The following is a 16,222-nucleotide window of genomic DNA, read 5'->3' on the forward strand; positions in this document are numbered from 1 at the left end:
CGGGAGTTGCACTCCCGCCCGGACCGCTTTCATCCTCATCCATTGGGCGAAACGGTCCGGACGGGGCTGCAAGCCCCGTCCGGCATGCAGAAATCCTGTCCGCGCGACCCATTGAGATGGGGGAATCGGATAGCCTGCCGGGGGAGGTCGTCCGGGATCAGCCGCGCCCCGTCCGCCTGCGGCCGCGCCGACCGGGGGGCTCCGTACGGGCCACGAACGCGGGCGGCTGCTTGCGCACCCAGGCGAGGAAGCGGGCCATCTCCGGGTGCGCGCGCAGGGCCTCCGGCCCGGTCATGTGCCGGGCCAGGGTGGCGTGATCGAACAGCCTGTGGATCATGCGGTGACACACCCGATGAAGCGGCGCGCTCTCGCGTCCGCCCTCGGAGCGCGGGACCCAGTGGTGCCATTCCACGCTCGGTCCCGCGATCATGGGGCGTCCGCACAGGGGGCACGGCCCCAGGTCCTCGCCCCGGCCTGTGGCCCCGCCGGTCATCCCTCGGCCGGGCGGATGCGATAGAACAGGCTGTAGAACACCGGCACCGCGACCAGGGTGAGAATGGTCGCGAACGCCAGCCCGCCCGAGATGGTCACCGCCATGGAGGCGAAGAACGGGTCCGTCAGCAGCGGCAGCATGCCCAGGATGGTGGTCCCGGCGGCCAGCACCACCGGCCGCAGACGGCTCACCCCCGCCTGCACCAGGCCGGCGAAGCGGTCCTCGTGCGCCTCAAGCTGCAGGTCGATCTCCTCCACCAGCACGATGGCGTTCTTGATGAGCATGCCCGACAGGCTGAGCACGCCCAGCAGCGACATGAAGTCGAACGCCAGCCCCGTGCCCAGCAGGCCCAGAGTCACCCCGCAGATGGATATGGGCACCACCAGCCAGATGATGAGCGGCTCGCGCACCGTGGCGAACAGCACCACGGTGATGAGCACCATCACCAGGAAGCCGACCGGCACCTGACTCATCAGGGCGCCCTGGGCCTCGGCGGTGTCCTCGATCTCGCCGCCCCACTCCAGGGTGTAGCCGGGCGGCAGCGGGATGCTGTCGATGGCGTCCACGATGCGCGCGTGGACTGCCTGGGCGCTCTGGTCGCCCGCCGGGTCGCCCTGGACGGTCAGGGTGCGCACCCGGTCCTGGCGGCGGATGAGGGTGTCTTCCGCCACCACCTCCAGGCCGTCGAGGATCTGCGCGACCGGCACGTATGCGCGCTGGCCGTTGCTCCACACCAGGCGATCGCCGATGGCGTTCAGGTCGCCGCGCTCGTCCTCGGGCGCGCGCATGAGGATCGGAATCAGCTCGTCGCCGTCGCGGAAGGTGGCGATCTGCACCCCGTCGCCGAAGTACATCAGCGTCTGGGCCAGATCGTTGCGCGTCACCCCGGCGATGCGGGCCCGGCTTTCCGCGAACTGGGGCTCGATGACCTTTTCGCGCTGGCGCCAGTCGGTGCGGATGTCGATGACGCCGCCGTCGGCGCGGTAGACCTCCTCGACTTCCGCCGCCAGCGCGCGCAGCACGTTGGCGTCGGGCCCGGACAGGCGCACCGCCAGCTTGGCGCCGCCGCCGGGCCCGAACACCAGCCGGCGGGTGAACACCTGGGCGTCGGGGAAGCGCTCGGCCAGCGGCCCCCGGATCTGGTCGATCAGGGCCGGAATGTCCTCGCGCTGCCCGGTGCGCACGATCATGTGCCCGTAGGACGGGTTCGCCCCCTGCGGCGCATAGGTCAGCATGAACCGGGTGGCACCCTGGCCGATGAAGGTGCTGACCGAGTCGGTGGCCGCCTGATCCAGGATGAAGGCCTCGGCCTCTTTCATGGTCTCTTCCACGGCCAGGATGTCGGTGCCCTGGGGCAGCCAGACGTCCACGTAGAACATCGGCGTATCCGAGTTCGGGAAGAAGCCCTGCTTGACGAAGCCGAAGCCGTACAGGCACGCGGCGGTGATCCCGACCAGCCCCACCACGGTGAGCACGCGGTGGCGCAGCGCGCCCTTCAGCACCCCGCGATAGGCCGAGAACAGGCGCCCGCCGTAGGGATCGTCGGCGGTCTCGCCGTCGTCCGAGACCTGCCCGCGCTTGAACAGGTAGTGCCCGAACAGCGGCGTGACCATCACCGCCAGGATCCAGCTCAGCAGCAGGGAAATGCCGATCACGGCGAACAGCGAGAACAGGAACTCGCCGGTGGCGTCCGGCGACAGCCCGATGCCCGAGAAGGCCATGATGCCGATGATCGTGGCCCCCAGCAGCGGCCATTGGGTCTGGCGCGTCACCTCGCTGGCGGCCTGCAGCGAGGACTTGCCCTTGCGCATGCCCATCAGCATGCCCTCGGCGACCACGATGGCGTTGTCCACCAGCATGCCCATGGCGATGATGAGGGCACCCAGCGAGATGCGTTCCAGCTCGATCCCGCCCAGCCACATGAAGAACAGCGTGCCGGAAACGGTCAGGAACAGGATGGTGCCCACCACCACGCCGGCGCGCCAGCCCATGAACACGCACAGCGACGCCACCACGATGGAGACCGAGGCCAGCACGTTGATGAGGAAGCCCTGCACCGCCTCGTCCACCACGGCGGCCTGGTCATAGATGGTGTGCAGCTCCACGCCGACGGGCAGGACCGGGGTCAGGCTGTCCAGCTTGGCCCGCACGGCCTTGCCGACCTCGACCACGTTGGTGTCGCCCACCGCCGCCACGGCCAGGGTCACGGCCGGCTGTCCGTTGTAGCGCACCAGCAGGTCCGGCCGGATGTCGCGGCCCAGGCTGACCTCGGCCACGTCGCGCAGGCGGACCATGGCGGTGGTGCCGGGCGCGCCGAGCATCAGGTTTTCGACCGCCTCCACGGTGTCGAAGGCGTCGTCGATGGAGATGCGCACCCGGTCCTCGCCGACCGTCACCACGCTGGCGGGCTGGATCTCGTTCTCCACGTCCAGCAGCGTGATGCCGTCCCCGACCGACACGCCCAGGCGGGCCAGGCGGTCCTGCGAGATCTCGATATGGATCTGGGGCTTGGGTTCGCCGGAGGTCTCCACCTTGGCCACGCCGGGCACCGTCAGCAACTCGCGGCGCAGGGTCTTGGCGATCTCGATGACCTCCAGGTCCGCATAGCCGGGTGCGGTGATGGCGTAGAACAGGCCGAAGACGTCGCCGTAGTCGTCGTAGATGGCCGGCGGGCGGGCGTTGTCCGGCAGATGGGCGCGGGCGTCGTTGACCTTGCGGCGCAATTCGTCCCAGATCTGCGGCAGTTCCGAGCCGTCGTAGGTGTCCTGGATCTCGGCCGTGATCTCCGAGATCCCGGGCTTGGAGACGGAGCGGATCTCCTTGAGCTGGGCGAGCTGCTGGATGGCGGATTCCAGCGGCTCGGTGATTTCCTCCTCCACCTCCACGGCGCTGGCGCCGGGGTAGGCGGTGATGATCTGCGCTTCCTTGATGGTGAAGGCGGGATCTTCCAGGCGGCCGACGTTCATCAGGCCCACCAGACCCCCGATCAGGCAGATCAGCACGATCACCCAGGTGTTGACCGGCTTTTCGATGGCGGTGTGTGCGACATCCATGGGTCCGGCCTACTCCTCGCCCAGGGGACGGACGCGCATGCCGTCGCGCAGATGATGGACACCGGCCGTCACCACCCGGTCGCCCGCCGTCAGGCCCTCGGTGACGAAGGCGGTGTCGTTGGTGATGTGCGCCAGCGTGACCGGCCGGCGGCTGACGGCGCCGTCCTCGCCCGAGACCACCCAGACGAAGAATGTGTCCTCCGGTGTCGTCTCCGGGTCCGCCGGCGTCGTTGCGTCGTGGGCGCTGGGGCCGTCGGGCACCAGGGCGCCGGGCGGGATGGCAAGCGCGTCCTCCAGCGCCCGGTCGCGCCGCACGTGGGCGCGCATGGTGGCCGTCATGCCCGGCAGGATGTGGACATCCGACGGGCGCGGCATGCCGTATTCGACGCGGTAGGTCTGGGCCACGTCATCGGCCTCGGTCGAGATCTCGCGGAAGGACAGCGGGAACGTGCGGTCGTCCAGGAAGGGAAACACGGCCTCGACATCAATGCCGCGTTCGTCGCCATGGCGCGCGATCAGGTATTCCGGCACGTCGGCCGAGACGCGGATCTCGCTGACGTCCTGCAGCCGAACGACGGGTTCGCGCGCCTGCACGTTGGTGAAGGTCTCGGTCAGGCGCCGGCTGACGATGGCGTCGAAGGGCGCGGTCAGGGTGGTGTAGTCCAGGTCCTGGCGAGCCTGCTCCAGGGCGACCTCGGCCAGATCCAGGGCGTTCTTGGCGTCGTCGAACGCGCGCTGCGAGACGGCGTTCTGGGACACGAGCTGGCGCTTGCGCTCGAAATCCTGCTGGGCGGAGGTCAGGTTGACCTCGGCTTCGCGCACCCGCCGTTCATAGGGGGTGGGATCCAGCCGGGCGATCAGCGTGCCCTCGGGCACCAGTTCGCCCTCGTTGACCGGCAGCGCCTCCATCAGGCCGGCGACGCGGAAGGACAGGTCCACCACCTGCACCGCCTTGGTGCGCGCCGCGAACTCGTGGACCTCGACGCGGTCGGCGGGCTCCACGGCGGCGATGCGGGCCGGCCGCACCAGATCGCGCGGTTCGCCGCCGGTTTCGGCCGCGGGCGTGGCCGGGTCGTCACAGGCCGTCAGCACGACGACCAGAAGCATTCCGGCCAGGGCCGGAAAGCGGGTTGATCCAATCATGGTGGGCGATCCCCCGGGGAGCGTGAGGCAAGACTCCGCCCCCATATAGGGGATCGGTCGGCGGTATGCGACCCGGGCGGGCCGGTTCGGGTCAGCCTGCGTCCGGCTGGGCCTCCGGCGCGGCGCTCTGGAAGGCCGGCAGCGCGCGGCAGGCGGCGTCGATGCGCGCGACCGTGGGGAAGGGCGACAGGTCCACCTCGAATCGACGGGCGTTGTAGACCTGCGGCACCAGACAGACGTCGGCCAGCCCCGGGCTTTCCCCGTGGCAGAACGCGCCCGTGGCGGGCGTGCGGGTCAGCAGCGCCTCGACACCGGCCAGTCCCTCGGCGATCCAGTGGCGGTACCAGGCCGCCTTGGCCGCCGCGTCGGCCCCGAACTGGTCGGCGAGGCGGTTGAGAACCCGCAGGTTGTTGACCGGGTGGATGTCCATCGCGATGGCCTGAGCGAGCGCGCGCGCCTGCGCCCGCGCCACCGGATCGGCGGGCAGCAGCGGCGGCGTCGGGTGGGTCTCGTCCAGGTATTCCAGGATGGCCAGCGACTGGGTCAGCACCGTGCCGTCGTCGAGCACCAGGGTGGGCACCAGCCGCTGGGGGTTGAGGGCGGCATAGTCCGGGCGACGGTGCTCGCCGCCGTCCCGCACCAGATGAACCGGCGCGTCCTCGCGCGGCAGGCCCTTGAGGTCCAGAGCGATGCGCACACGGTACGCCGCCGACGAGCGCCAGTAGGTATACAGCTTCATTCCGCCGAGGCCCTCAGCAGTTCGGGGTGGTCGTCGTCCAGGGTGCGCAGCGCGGCCGCGTTGTCGCGGACCCGCTGCATGAGCGCGATCAGGGTGTCGCGCTCCGCGTCGGTGAAGCCCTCCAGCAGACGGGCCTCCACCTCCAGCACGCGCGGCACCAACGCGCGCAGCACCTTGCGGCCCTGCGGGGTGACGCGCAGCAGCACGCGGCGGCGGTCGGTGGGGTCCACGTGCCGGTCCAGCAGCTTCGCCCTCTGCAGGCCGGCCACGGCGCGCGAGACGTTCACCTTGTCCATGCTGGAGCGCGCCACGATTTCCTTGGCCGACAGCGGCTCGTAGTCGTGCAGCACGGCCAGGGTGCGCCATTCGGCGGCGGTCAGACCGTAGTCCGGCCCGTAGACCTCGCGCACGGACAGGCTGACGTCCCGATAGTACATGCGCACCAGATACGGAAAGAAGTCCTTGAGCGTGAACTCGGCCTTCGGGGCGCGCGGCGGGGGCGTGGTTGGTGTCGGTGTTGGTGTCATTGTCATGCGGGGCCTCTCATCCGGCGGGGGCCGGGCTCAGGATCTCCTTGTAGGCCATGTCCGAGCCCAGGATATGCCGGACCAGCCAGTCGCGCAGGAAGGCATTGACCGACTCCGACAGCATGCTGGGCGAGGCCACGCCGACCGCATAGGTCTGGCGCACCGCCGACAACCAGCGTTCGAAGGCGGCGTGCTCGCGCCGGTGCGTCTTCAGGTCCGGATAGCCGGCCCGCTTCAGCAAGGCTTCCTCGGTCGCGAAGTGGTCCTTTGTGTAGGCCTCCAGCTCGGCGAAGATCCAGCCCATCAGGTCGCTGTTCGCGGGTTCGCGGGACAGCCGGTTGATGAGGTCGATCAGGCCCTTGTGTTGGGAGTCCAGCTCGGGAACGCCCACGCTGTAGGACTCCTGCCATACGATCAGCTCGGCCATCGTCGGGTCACTCCATCAGCGAGGGCAGCCACAGGGACAGCCCGGGGATCAGGATCAAAAGCGCCAGCCGCACCACGTCGGCGGCCAGGAAGGCCAGCACGCCCCGGCTGATGACCTGCAGCCTCAGGCCCGGCGTGCCGGCCATGATGACGAACAGGTTCATGCCCACGGGCGGGGTGATGAGTCCGACCTCGACCACCGACACCATGATGACCCCGAACCAGATGGGATCGAAGCCCAGGCTGGTGACCAGCGGGAACACGAACGGCAGCGTCAGCAGGATCATGGACAGCGAGTCCATGAAGCAGCCGAGGACGATGTAGAACACCACCAGCAGCGCCAGGATCCAGATGGGGTCCCATCCCAGGTTGCCCACCTCGCGGACCAGCATCTGCGGCATGCCGGTGGTCTCGACGAAGTAGTTGAACAGCGCCGTGCCGATCAGGATCAGGAAGATCATGCCGCTGGTCGCGGCGGTCTCGGTCAGGCAGTCCAGGAAGATGCGCAGGGTCAGGGTGCGCTTGATCAGGGCCAGCAGCAGCGCGCCGGCGGCGCCGATGGCGGCGGCCTCGGTGGGCGAGAACAGGCCGACATAAATGCCGCCCATGACCAGCCCGAACAGCACCAGCACGGACCACACATTGCGCAGCGCGCGCAGCCGGCCGGACCAGTCCACGCGGACGTCCGCCGGGCCCAGCGCCGGGTTGCGCCAGCACTGGATGAACACGGCGGCCATGTACAGCGCGGTCGCCAGCAGGCCCGGGATCAGGGCGGCGGCGAACATCTTGCCGATGGATTGCTCGGTGAGGATGGCATAGACGACGATGATGACGGACGGCGGGATCAGCACGCCCAGGGTGCCGCCGGCGGCGATGGTGGCCGAGGCCAGCCGGTCGTCGTAGCCGCGCGCCCGCATCTCCGGCATGGCCACCCGGCACATGGTCGCGGCGGTGGCCAGACTGGACCCGGAAATGGCCCCGAACGCCGCGCACGCGCCGATGGAGGCCATCGCCAGCCCGCCCCGGTAATGCCCGATGAAGGCGTGGACGGCCTCGTACAGCGACTTGGACAGGCCTGCCCGCGCCGCGAACACGCCCATCAGCACGAACAGCGGAATGACGGACAGGCTGTAGGGGAAGACGGTCTCGAACGGGACCGAGCCCAGGATGAAGGCCACGCTGGCCGATCCGTTCAGCATCCAGCCGCCCACGGCGCCGACCACGCCCATGGCGATGGCGACCGGCACCCGCAGCGCGATCAGGCCGAACAGGGCCACGAAGGCGATGAGGCCGAGAGTGATGCCGTCCATGGCGTCAGGTCTCCGCGTTGCCGGGGGGGCGCGGCGTCAACGCGCTGCGCCCGGTGATGAGGGTGTAGGCGGCCTCCACCGCCATGTGGACGCAGACCAGCGCCGACAGGGCGGAGCCGGTCAGCAGCGGGATCCAGTAGTACGTTTTGGACAGGCCCAGGGTCAGCGAGACGTCGCCGTAGCCCGCCTGCATGATGGCCTGATCGAGCCCGAACCAGGCGATCGCCCCCATCAGGCCGGCGCCCAGCAGGGCGGCCAGCAGGTTGGCGGCGGCCGTGCCCCGACGCCCGAACTGGTCCACGACCAGACTGACCGCCACATGGCCGCGCGACAGGAATCCGTATGGGATCGCCAGGAAGGCCGCGCCCATGATCATGAGCTGCACCATGTCCACGGCGCCGAAGATGCCGGCGTTGTTGATCTTGCGCAGAATCACGTCCGTCGTCGTGATCGCCATGGCGCCCAGCAGGAACACCATGCCGACCCAGGCCGTCCAGCGGCTGAGGGCGAACAGGATGCGGTTGAACCGTTCAATCATGGGGACGTTCCCTCTCGTCGTCCTCTGGCGGGGTGCGGACTTGGGGCATCACGCCCGTCCGGGGATGCCGAAATGGGGTTGGCTGGAGTTCGGGCCAGAGCCCCGGACAAACCCGTCATTGCGAACCGGCGACGGCGGTCGCCAGCGACGCTATCCAGAGAGGGGACACGCTGACTCCGCCCTGGATTGCTTCGGTCGCTTGAGTTCCTCGCAATGACACCTCATTCATTTTTTTGTCATCCTGAGCCCCTGAAAGGGGCGAAGGATCTCGGGACACAGCATTTGCCGGTCCGGCTGGGGACTCCTGCCCGAGATCCTTCAGTCGCTTCGCTCCTTCAGGATGACGCGTTTTTCCCTCGTCATCCTGAGCCCCTGAAAGGGGCGAAGGATCTCGGGACACAGCATTTGCCGGTCCGGCTGGGGACTCCTGCCCGAGATCCTTCAGTCGCTTCGCTCCTTCAGGATGACGACCATTTTTCGGCGGCGCCTTCCGCGGGCGAATGGTGTGCCACCAATACCCGTTCCCGGAAAGGGTTGGGGTGGGACCACATCGCCGATCACCGCATGCCCCGTCGCGGCGCGGATCGAAGACCGTCGGACTAGTCCTCGTACTGGGCGACCAGATCCTGGGCCTTGGCGTAGATGGCGCGGGCGTCGGTGACCCCCTGGGCCTCGATCTCGTCCAGGTAGGCGTCGATCATGGGCGCCAGCGACTCGCGCCAGCGGTCCCGCTCCTCGTCGGTCAGGGTCACGACGGGGTTGCCGGTCTCCTGGATGTCGGCGATGCCGGCCTGATCCCACTTGTCCCACCAGGGGCCGAACTTGGCCACCAGCGCCTCGCCGGACAGCTCGTCAATGGCCGCCTGCACGTCCTCCGGCAGGGAGTCGAACTTGCGCTGGTTCATGACGAAATAGAAGCTGGTGGTGTAGGCCTTGGCGTCCAGGTGGTAGTCCAGCACCTCGTAGAGCTTGAAGCCGTGCACCGCCTCGTAGGGGAACACGTTGCCGTCCAGCGTGCCCTTCTGGAGGTTCTCGTAAACCTCGGTGGGCGGCATGCCGACGGGGTTGGCGCCCAGCGACTCCAGCATCATCGAGATGGCCTGGGACGGCGTGCGCAGGCGCAGGCCCTCCAGGTCCTCCATGGTGGTCACCTGGGTGTCGCGGGTGTGGATCAGTCCGGCGTTGTGGGCGTGCAGGGCGAGCACCTTCAGGCCCCGGTATTCCTCGGCGATGTCGCCGTCCTGGTACAGGTCCCACAGGGTGCGCGAGGCCGCGTCGGATGTCTTCACCAGGAACGGCATGTCCATGATGAGGGTGCGCGGCATGCGGCCGCGCGGAATGCCCGTGAGGCCGTGGGCGATGTCCACGACCCCGGCGCGCACCTGGTCGAGCTGCTTGGCGACATGCCCGAAGGCGGAGCCGGCCGGGTAGATTTCCACCTCGACCTGACCGCCGGTCTTTTCCTTCAGGGCCGCGGCCCACGGTTCGATGAAGTCCACCTGGGTCGGGTGCGACGACGGCAGGAAGTTGCTGATCTTGAGCGTGATGGTCTCGGCCTGGGCCGAGGTGGCGGCGACGAGGCCGGCGGCGGCCACGGCGGCGGTGACGACTCGCGTGAACATGGGGTCTCCTCCCGATTGGGGCGTTTTCGTGTCGGGCGGCCGCCCTGGCTTTGGGTCCGGCGGCCTGATTGGTTACCGATGAAACCAGTATGATTTCGTTTGAAACTAATTTCAAGGCCGTTTTTGGCTGTGGCCGAACGCGCTGAATCAAAACAATAAGGGGGCTCCTGGGGGATGTGTTCGGGTGCGAAATCCCCTCCGTTGCGCGGGGGAATGATGTCGCTGCAAGCCATTTTCCTGTTGCATTGATTTCATATGTAACTAATAATCCGCGCCATGATCCGGGGCCAACCCGGTCCGTTGCCATGCCATAGGGAGGACGCCATGGGCATCGAGCGCATTCACCACGTGGCCTACCGCTGCCGCGACGCGAAGGAGACGGTCGAGTGGTACGGCAAGTACCTCGACATGGGATTCGTCCTGGCCATCGCCGAGAATCAGGTGCCGTCGACCAAGGCGCCGGACCCCTACATGCACATCTTCCTGGATGCCGGGCAGGGCAACGTCCTGGCGTTCTTCGAACTGCCGAACTCGCCGGAGATGGGCAAGGATCCCAACACCCCGGGCTGGGTGCAGCATCTGGCCATGAAGCTGGGCACCATGGACGAGATGATGGCCGTCAAGGCCCGGCTTGAGGCCGACGGCATCGAGGTCGTCGGCCCCACCGACCACGGCATTTTCGATTCGATCTACTTCTTCGACCCCAACGGGCACCGGCTGGAACTGGCCGTGGACAAGGCCACGCCGGAGATGCAAGCGCGGCTGGATGCCGTGAAGTGGGACATGCTGGAGGAGTGGTCGAAGACTAGGCGCGCCCCCGAACACGCCCGCTGGATGCACGAAGGCGAGTTCCAGCGGTGAGTCCAGCCGACGGAAGACCGGACGTCTTCTGTCGGCTGGCCGGCGCGACCGCGCCGGCGCGGCGAAGCCGCGTATGGCTCTTGTCCTGACGGGTCAGGACAAGAGCTGGCTGAAAAAAAAAGCAAGGACCCCGACACCATGAAACTGGCAACCCTGAAAACCGGCACCCGCGACGGCCGGCTGGTCGTGGTCAGCCGCGACCTGTCCACCTGCGCGCCGGCCGACGGCATCGCCCCCACGCTCCAGGCCGCCCTGGACGACTGGGAGACGGCGCGCCCGGCGCTCGCGGCCCTGTCCGACCGCCTGAATGCGGGCACGGCCGAGGGCGCGGCGGCGTTCGACCCGGCCGCCTGCGACTCGCCCCTGCCGCGCGCCTATCAGTGGGCGGACGGCTCGGCCTACGTGAATCACGTGGAGCTGGTGCGCAAGGCGCGCGGCGCCGACCTGCCCGAGAGCTTCTGGACCGATCCCCTGATGTACCAGGGCGGCTCCGACACCTTTCTGGGCCCACGCGACGCCATCCGCATGGCGTCCGAGGACTGGGGCATCGACTTCGAAGCCGAGGTGGCCGTCGTCACCGGCGATGTGCCCATGGGCGCGGACCCGGCGCGGGCGGGCGGTGAGATCCGCCTTGTCATGCTGGTCAACGACGTCTCGCTGCGCGGCCTGATCCCGGCCGAGCTGGCCAAGGGCTTCGGCTTCTTCCAGTCCAAGCCGTCCAGCGCCTTCTCGCCGGTGTGCGTGACCCCGGACGAACTGGGCGACGCCTGGGACGGGGCGAAGCTGCACCGGCCCATGCTGGTGCAGTTGAACGGGCAGCCGTTCGGCCAGGCCGAGGCCGGGGAGGACATGACCTTCGACTTCCCCACCCTGGTCGCCCATGCGGCCAAGACCCGGCCTCTGGGCGCGGGGGCCATCGTGGGGTCGGGCACGATCTCCAACCGGCAGGACGGTGGACCGGGGCGGCCCATCGCCGACGGCGGGCGCGGCTATTCCTGCATCGCCGAGATCCGGATGATCGAGACCATCCAGGACGGCCAGCCGAAAACGCCGTTCATGCGCTTCGGCGATTCCGTGCGCATCGAGATGACCGACCGCGAGGGCCGGTCCATCTTCGGCGCCATCGAACAGACGGTCACGAAGTACGACGGCCCATAAGGGTTGCGACGGGAGGAACAGTCCGTGATCCACACCTACGCGTTCGAGCAGTTCGAATACATCCAGACCGAGGAACAGAAGACCGGCACCGTCAAGCGTCACCCCGTGGTCGTGGTCGGCGCCGGTCCCATCGGCCTGACCGCCGCCCTGGACTTCGCGCACCAGGGCATCCCCACCGTCATCTGCGACGACAACAACCAGGTCTCCTACGGCTCGCGCGCGGTCTGCTACGCCAAGCGCCCGCTGGAGATCTGGGATCGCCTGGGCTGCGGCGAACGCATGATCGACAAGGGGGTGGTCTGGAAGCTGGGCAAGGTCTTCCGCGAAAACGAACTGGTGTTCGAGTTCGATCTGCTGCCGGAGGACGACCACAAGATCCCGGCCTTCATCAACCTGCAGCAGTACTACCTTGAGGAATACCTGATCGACCGCTGCCGGGCGTTCCCGGACCTGATCGAATTCCGCTGGAAGTCCAAGGTCATCAGCGTCCACGACGAGGGCGACCACGCGACCCTGCAGGTCGAGACCCCGGACGGGGTCTACAAGGTCGAGGCCGATTGGCTGGTGGTCTGCGACGGGGCCAACTCCCCCGTGCGCACCATGCTGGGCCTGCCGTTCACCGGCCAGTTCTTCCAGGACCGCTTCCAGATCACCGACGTCATCATGAAGGCGGACTTCCCGCCCGAGCGCTGGTTCTGGTTCGACCCGCCGTTCCATCCGGGGCAATCCGCCCTGCTGCACATGCAGCCCGACGACGTGTGGCGCATCGACTTCCAGTTGGGCTGGGAGGCCGACCCCGAGGTGGAGAAATCGCCCGAGGTGCTGATGCCCCGCCTGAAGGCCATGCTGGGCGAGGATGCCGACTTCGAACTGGAATGGCAGTCGGTCTACCAGTTCGCCTGCCGCCGCATGGACTCGTTCCGCCACGGCCGCATCCTGTTCGCCGGCGACGCCGCGCATCAGGTCTCGCCGTTCGGCGCGCGCGGGGCCAACACCGGGGTGCAGGATGTGGACAACCTGGCCTGGAAGCTCAAGCTGGTGATGGACGGCACGGCGCCCGACCGCCTGCTGGACAGCTATGACGAGGAGCGCGTGTTCGCCGCCGACGACAACCTGAAGAACTCGACGCGGGCGACCGACTTCATCACGCCCAAGAGCGAGGTCAGCCATGCCTTCCGCGATGCGGTGCTGGATCTGGCGCGCGATCACGCCTTCGCGCGGCCGATCATCAACTCCGGCCGGCTGTCCACGCCGACGCCCTACGCGCACTCGTCGCTGAACACACCGGATGCGGACCCCTTCGCCGGCACCATGGCGCCCGGCACCAACGCCACGGACGCGCCCCTGGCCGACGGCGACTGGCTGCTGAACCGGCTGGGCGGGCGCTTCGTCGCCCTGACCCACGAGGCCGATCCGGGCGTGTCCACCCTTGATGTGGACGGCATCCCGGTCGATGTCCTGGTGGTCGGCAAGGACCTGACGGACGCCAAGGGCGTGCTGGCCGCGCGGTATGACATGCAGCCGGGCACGACCTACCTGATCCGGCCGGACCAGCACGTGGCGGCGCGCTGGCGCAACTTTGACGCCGACCGCATCGCCGCCGCCGTCAACCGCGCCACCTGCCGGGCCTGAGAGGGGGGAGTGCCGTCATGACCTTGAACACCCAGCCGAATATCGCCGGGGTCGATGACTTCTATCAGGAGCTGATCGACCTGCACCGGGACCGGACCGTTGAGCAGAGCATGAAGATCAACGCCCGCCTGGTCCTGCTGCTCGCCAACCATGTCGGCGACCGCGCCGCCCTGTCCGAGGCGCTGCGCATCGCCGGCGAAGACGTGACGTAACCGTTTTCAGGAGCACCCGTCCATGAGCAAGACCTTCGCCTCCACCGGAGACCTGGGGGAAAAGACCGTCACCTTCGCCAAGCTGGGCGAAGGCGCCTACGCCTACACCGCCGAGGGCGACCCCAACACCGGCGTCATCATCGGCGACGACGGCGTGATGGTGATCGACACCCAGGCGACGCCCCACATGGCGCACAAGGTGATCGAGAAGATCCGCACCATCACCGACAAGCCGGTGAAATACATCCTGATGACGCACTATCACGCCGTGCGCGTGCTGGGCGCGGCCGCCTATGAGGCGGACAACGTCATCGCCTCGCGCCTGACCTACGAGATGATCCAGGAGCGCGGCCAGTTCGATTACGACAGCGAGCTGGGCCGCTTCCCGCGCCTGTTCGAGGGCGCCGAGAGCATCCCCGGCCTGACCTGGCCGACCATCGTGTTCGACGGCAAGTTGACCGTCGATCTGGGCAACCGTCCGGTCGAGATCTGGTCGCCCGGCAAGGGCCACACCCAGGGCGACACCATCGCCTGGCTGCCGGACCAGAAGATCCTGTACGCCGGCGATCTGGTGGAATACGGTGCCACACCGTATACGGGTGATGCCCATCTGGCCGACTGGCCGGCGACCCTGGATGCCCTGCGTGCCCTCAAGCCCGCGCGGCTGGTGCCCGGGCGCGGCGATGCCCTGATGACGCCGGACCAGTGCGAGGAGGCCATGGCCATGACCCAGGCCTTCATTTCCGACCTGTTCACGAACGCGCAGAAGGGCCGCGAGGCCGGCAAGTCGCTGAAGGAGACCTACGACGCCATCAAGCTGGCGATGGACCCCAAGTACGGCGACTGGGTGATCTATGAGCACTGCATGCCGTTCGACGTGTCGCGCGCCTATGACGAGGCCGGCGGCATGGTGCGGCCGCAGATCTGGACCGCCGAGCGCGACAAGGAGATGTGGGCGGCCCTGAACGATGGCTGAGACCGATGACTGATCCGGCCGCGCCGCGCCTGGGCCTGTACGCCATTCCCGTGCTGGGCATCATGACCGGCACGGCGGCGCTGTCGCTGGACATGTACCTGCCCGCCTTCCCGGCCATCGCCGCCGATTACGGCGTGGCCGAGGGCGGCGTGCAGGTGACCATGAGCACGTTCCTGCTCGGCTTCGCGATGGGGCAGGCGCTCTACGGGCCGCTGTCCGATGCCCTGGGACGGCGCCGGGTGATCCTGGTGGCGCTGGCCTTCTATGGCGTGATCTCCGCCCTGTGCGCCGTCTCCGCCACCATCGGGGATCTGGCGCTGTGGCGCGGCCTCCAGGGGCTGGCGGGGGCGGCCGGCTCGGTGCTGGGGCGGGCGGTGATCCGCGACGTCTATGAGGGGCCGCGCCTGCTCAAGGCCATGTCCATGCTCATGCTGGTGCTGACGGCGGCGCCCATGGCCGCGCCCCTGATCGGCAGCGTGGTGCTGGAGCTGTGGGGCTGGCGCTCGGTGTTCTGGACGCTGGCGGCCTACGCCATGGCCTGGAGCGTGCTGATGCTGGCGATGATCCCGGAAACCCTGCCGCCGGAGCGGCGGCGTTCGCTGCGGCCGGGCGCGGTCGGGCGGGTGTTCGCCGAGGTGCTGAGCCACCGCCGCGCCATGGGCTACACCCTGACCGCCGCCCTGGGCTTCGCCGGCATGTTCGCCTATATCGCCGCGACGCCCTTCATCTACATGAGCCACTTCGGGGTCAGTCCGGGCGGCTACGCGCTGTTCTTCGCCGCCAACGTGGGCGGCATGGCGCTGAGTTCCTTCGTCAACGGACGACTGGTCGGCCGGATGAGCGGCGACAGCCTGCTGACCCTGTTCACCGGGATTCTGCTCGTTGCCGCCGCCGCGCTGGTGGCCGGTGCGCTGACCGGCCTGGGCGGGGTCTGGGGGCTGGCCGTGCCGCTGTTCTTCTATGTCGGCAGCCTGAGCGCCATCGCCGCCAACGCCATTTCCGGCACCCTGCAGGCGTTCGGGCATGCCGCCGGCACGGCCTCGTCCGTGTTCGGGCTGTTCCAGTTCGGCCTGGGCAGTGTGGCCGGCGCGGTCATGGCGGGGATCGGCGACGGCTCCCCCGCGCCCATGGCCTGGGTCATCCTGGGCTGCGCCGTGCTGTCCGTCGCGGCCCTGCACGGGCTGGCCCGCGCCCGCTGAGCGGGCGGCGGCGGACGCGCAGGGCTCCGAACCCGGCGTGTCGGGGTTTGCCATACGGATCGAGTCGAACCCGCCTCACGCGGTCCTTCGGTCGCTCCGCTCCCTCGGGGTGACTCACTTTTTTATTGCATATGTCATCAACTCAGTTTGTGGCGGGTTCGGGCTGAGGCCGGAGGACCGCGTTTGCGATGGTGACGAGCTTTCTGGCAACGGCGAGGAGTGCGCCTTTTGGTGTCTTTTTGTTTCCGATAAGCCGTTCGTAGAAGGCCTTGAGGTCGGGGTTGTATCGCACGGCGGAGAGCGCGGCCATGAAGAGCTTGGATCGCAAGGCGC

General features: G+C 68.3%; 15 protein-coding genes and 1 pseudogene. 6 read left to right on the top strand and 10 right to left on the bottom strand.

Annotation, left to right across the window (positions count from 1 at the left end):
• Positions 1 to 157: 157 nt before the first annotated feature.
• The 9 genes from GHC57_RS03500 to GHC57_RS03540 form a co-directional block, all read right to left on the bottom strand.
• Positions 158 to 430, bottom strand: coding sequence for an HNH endonuclease (locus GHC57_RS03500; RefSeq protein WP_153341216.1), 273 nt, complete (start codon positions 428 to 430; stop codon positions 158 to 160).
• Between the two features lie 59 nt (positions 431 to 489).
• Positions 490 to 3,546 carry an efflux RND transporter permease subunit gene (locus tag GHC57_RS03505; protein WP_153341218.1) on the bottom strand — a complete coding sequence of 1,019 codons (3,057 nt, stop codon included), beginning with the start codon at positions 3,544 to 3,546 and terminating at the stop codon, positions 490 to 492.
• A 9-nt stretch (positions 3,547 to 3,555) separates the two neighbouring features.
• Complete coding sequence (locus tag GHC57_RS03510; protein ID WP_170294657.1) at positions 3,556 to 4,689, bottom strand: efflux RND transporter periplasmic adaptor subunit; 1,134 nt, start codon at positions 4,687 to 4,689, stop codon at positions 3,556 to 3,558.
• A 91-nt stretch (positions 4,690 to 4,780) separates the two neighbouring features.
• Positions 4,781 to 5,428, bottom strand: a complete 648-nt coding sequence (maiA, locus tag GHC57_RS03515) for a maleylacetoacetate isomerase (RefSeq protein WP_153341222.1) — start codon at positions 5,426 to 5,428, stop codon at positions 4,781 to 4,783.
• Positions 5,425 to 5,961: a MarR family winged helix-turn-helix transcriptional regulator gene (locus tag GHC57_RS03520; protein ID WP_153341224.1), complete on the bottom strand. Its 537-nt coding sequence runs from the start codon at positions 5,959 to 5,961 to the stop codon at positions 5,425 to 5,427. The genes maiA and GHC57_RS03520 overlap by 4 nt, the downstream gene beginning before the upstream one ends.
• 10 nt (positions 5,962 to 5,971) lie before the next feature.
• Positions 5,972 to 6,382 carry a bacteriohemerythrin gene (locus tag GHC57_RS03525; protein ID WP_153341226.1) on the bottom strand — a complete coding sequence of 137 codons (411 nt, stop codon included), beginning with the start codon at positions 6,380 to 6,382 and terminating at the stop codon, positions 5,972 to 5,974.
• Between the two features lie 7 nt (positions 6,383 to 6,389).
• On the bottom strand, positions 6,390 to 7,691 hold the full coding sequence (locus GHC57_RS03530; protein WP_153341228.1) for a TRAP transporter large permease: 1,302 nt from the start codon (positions 7,689 to 7,691) through the stop codon (positions 6,390 to 6,392).
• A gap of 4 nt (positions 7,692 to 7,695) precedes the next feature.
• The gene (locus GHC57_RS03535; RefSeq protein WP_153341230.1) at positions 7,696 to 8,229 is read right to left on the bottom strand and encodes a TRAP transporter small permease; all 534 of its coding nucleotides are present in this window, start codon (positions 8,227 to 8,229) and stop codon (positions 7,696 to 7,698) included.
• A 599-nt stretch (positions 8,230 to 8,828) separates the two neighbouring features.
• The gene (locus GHC57_RS03540; protein WP_153341232.1) at positions 8,829 to 9,851 is read right to left on the bottom strand and encodes a TRAP transporter substrate-binding protein; all 1,023 of its coding nucleotides are present in this window, start codon (positions 9,849 to 9,851) and stop codon (positions 8,829 to 8,831) included.
• Between the two features lie 324 nt (positions 9,852 to 10,175).
• Here GHC57_RS03540 and GHC57_RS03545 point away from each other — a divergent pair, with 324 nt between their 5' ends.
• The 6 genes from GHC57_RS03545 to GHC57_RS03570 all read left to right on the top strand — a co-directional run bounded on the left by GHC57_RS03545 (position 10,176) and on the right by GHC57_RS03570 (position 15,889).
• Positions 10,176 to 10,712, top strand: a complete 537-nt coding sequence (locus GHC57_RS03545; protein ID WP_153341234.1) for a VOC family protein — start codon at positions 10,176 to 10,178, stop codon at positions 10,710 to 10,712.
• Positions 10,713 to 10,850: 138 nt separating this feature from the next.
• Positions 10,851 to 11,870 (top strand): fumarylacetoacetate hydrolase family protein, encoded by a 1,020-nt coding sequence (locus GHC57_RS03550; protein ID WP_153341236.1) that lies wholly within the window; start codon positions 10,851 to 10,853, stop codon positions 11,868 to 11,870.
• Between the two features lie 24 nt (positions 11,871 to 11,894).
• Complete coding sequence (locus tag GHC57_RS03555; protein WP_343031091.1) at positions 11,895 to 13,502, top strand: FAD-dependent oxidoreductase; 1,608 nt, start codon at positions 11,895 to 11,897, stop codon at positions 13,500 to 13,502.
• Between the two features lie 17 nt (positions 13,503 to 13,519).
• Entirely contained in the window at positions 13,520 to 13,714 is a 195-nt protein-coding gene (locus GHC57_RS03560; protein ID WP_153341240.1) for a DUF2783 domain-containing protein, read from the top strand.
• Between the two features lie 22 nt (positions 13,715 to 13,736).
• Positions 13,737 to 14,690 carry an MBL fold metallo-hydrolase gene (locus GHC57_RS03565; protein ID WP_153341242.1) on the top strand — a complete coding sequence of 318 codons (954 nt, stop codon included), beginning with the start codon at positions 13,737 to 13,739 and terminating at the stop codon, positions 14,688 to 14,690.
• Between the two features lie 5 nt (positions 14,691 to 14,695).
• Entirely contained in the window at positions 14,696 to 15,889 is a 1,194-nt protein-coding gene (locus tag GHC57_RS03570; protein ID WP_153341244.1) for a Bcr/CflA family multidrug efflux MFS transporter, read from the top strand.
• Between the two features lie 142 nt (positions 15,890 to 16,031).
• Here the strand turns inward: GHC57_RS03570 and GHC57_RS19460 are convergent.
• A pseudogene (locus GHC57_RS19460) lies at positions 16,032 to 16,222 on the bottom strand (IS110-like element ISEc32 family transposase); the annotation flags it as partial.

This window comes from Roseospira navarrensis (assembly GCF_009601025.1).
Classification (GTDB): domain Bacteria; phylum Pseudomonadota; class Alphaproteobacteria; order Rhodospirillales; family Rhodospirillaceae; genus Rhodospira; species Rhodospira navarrensis.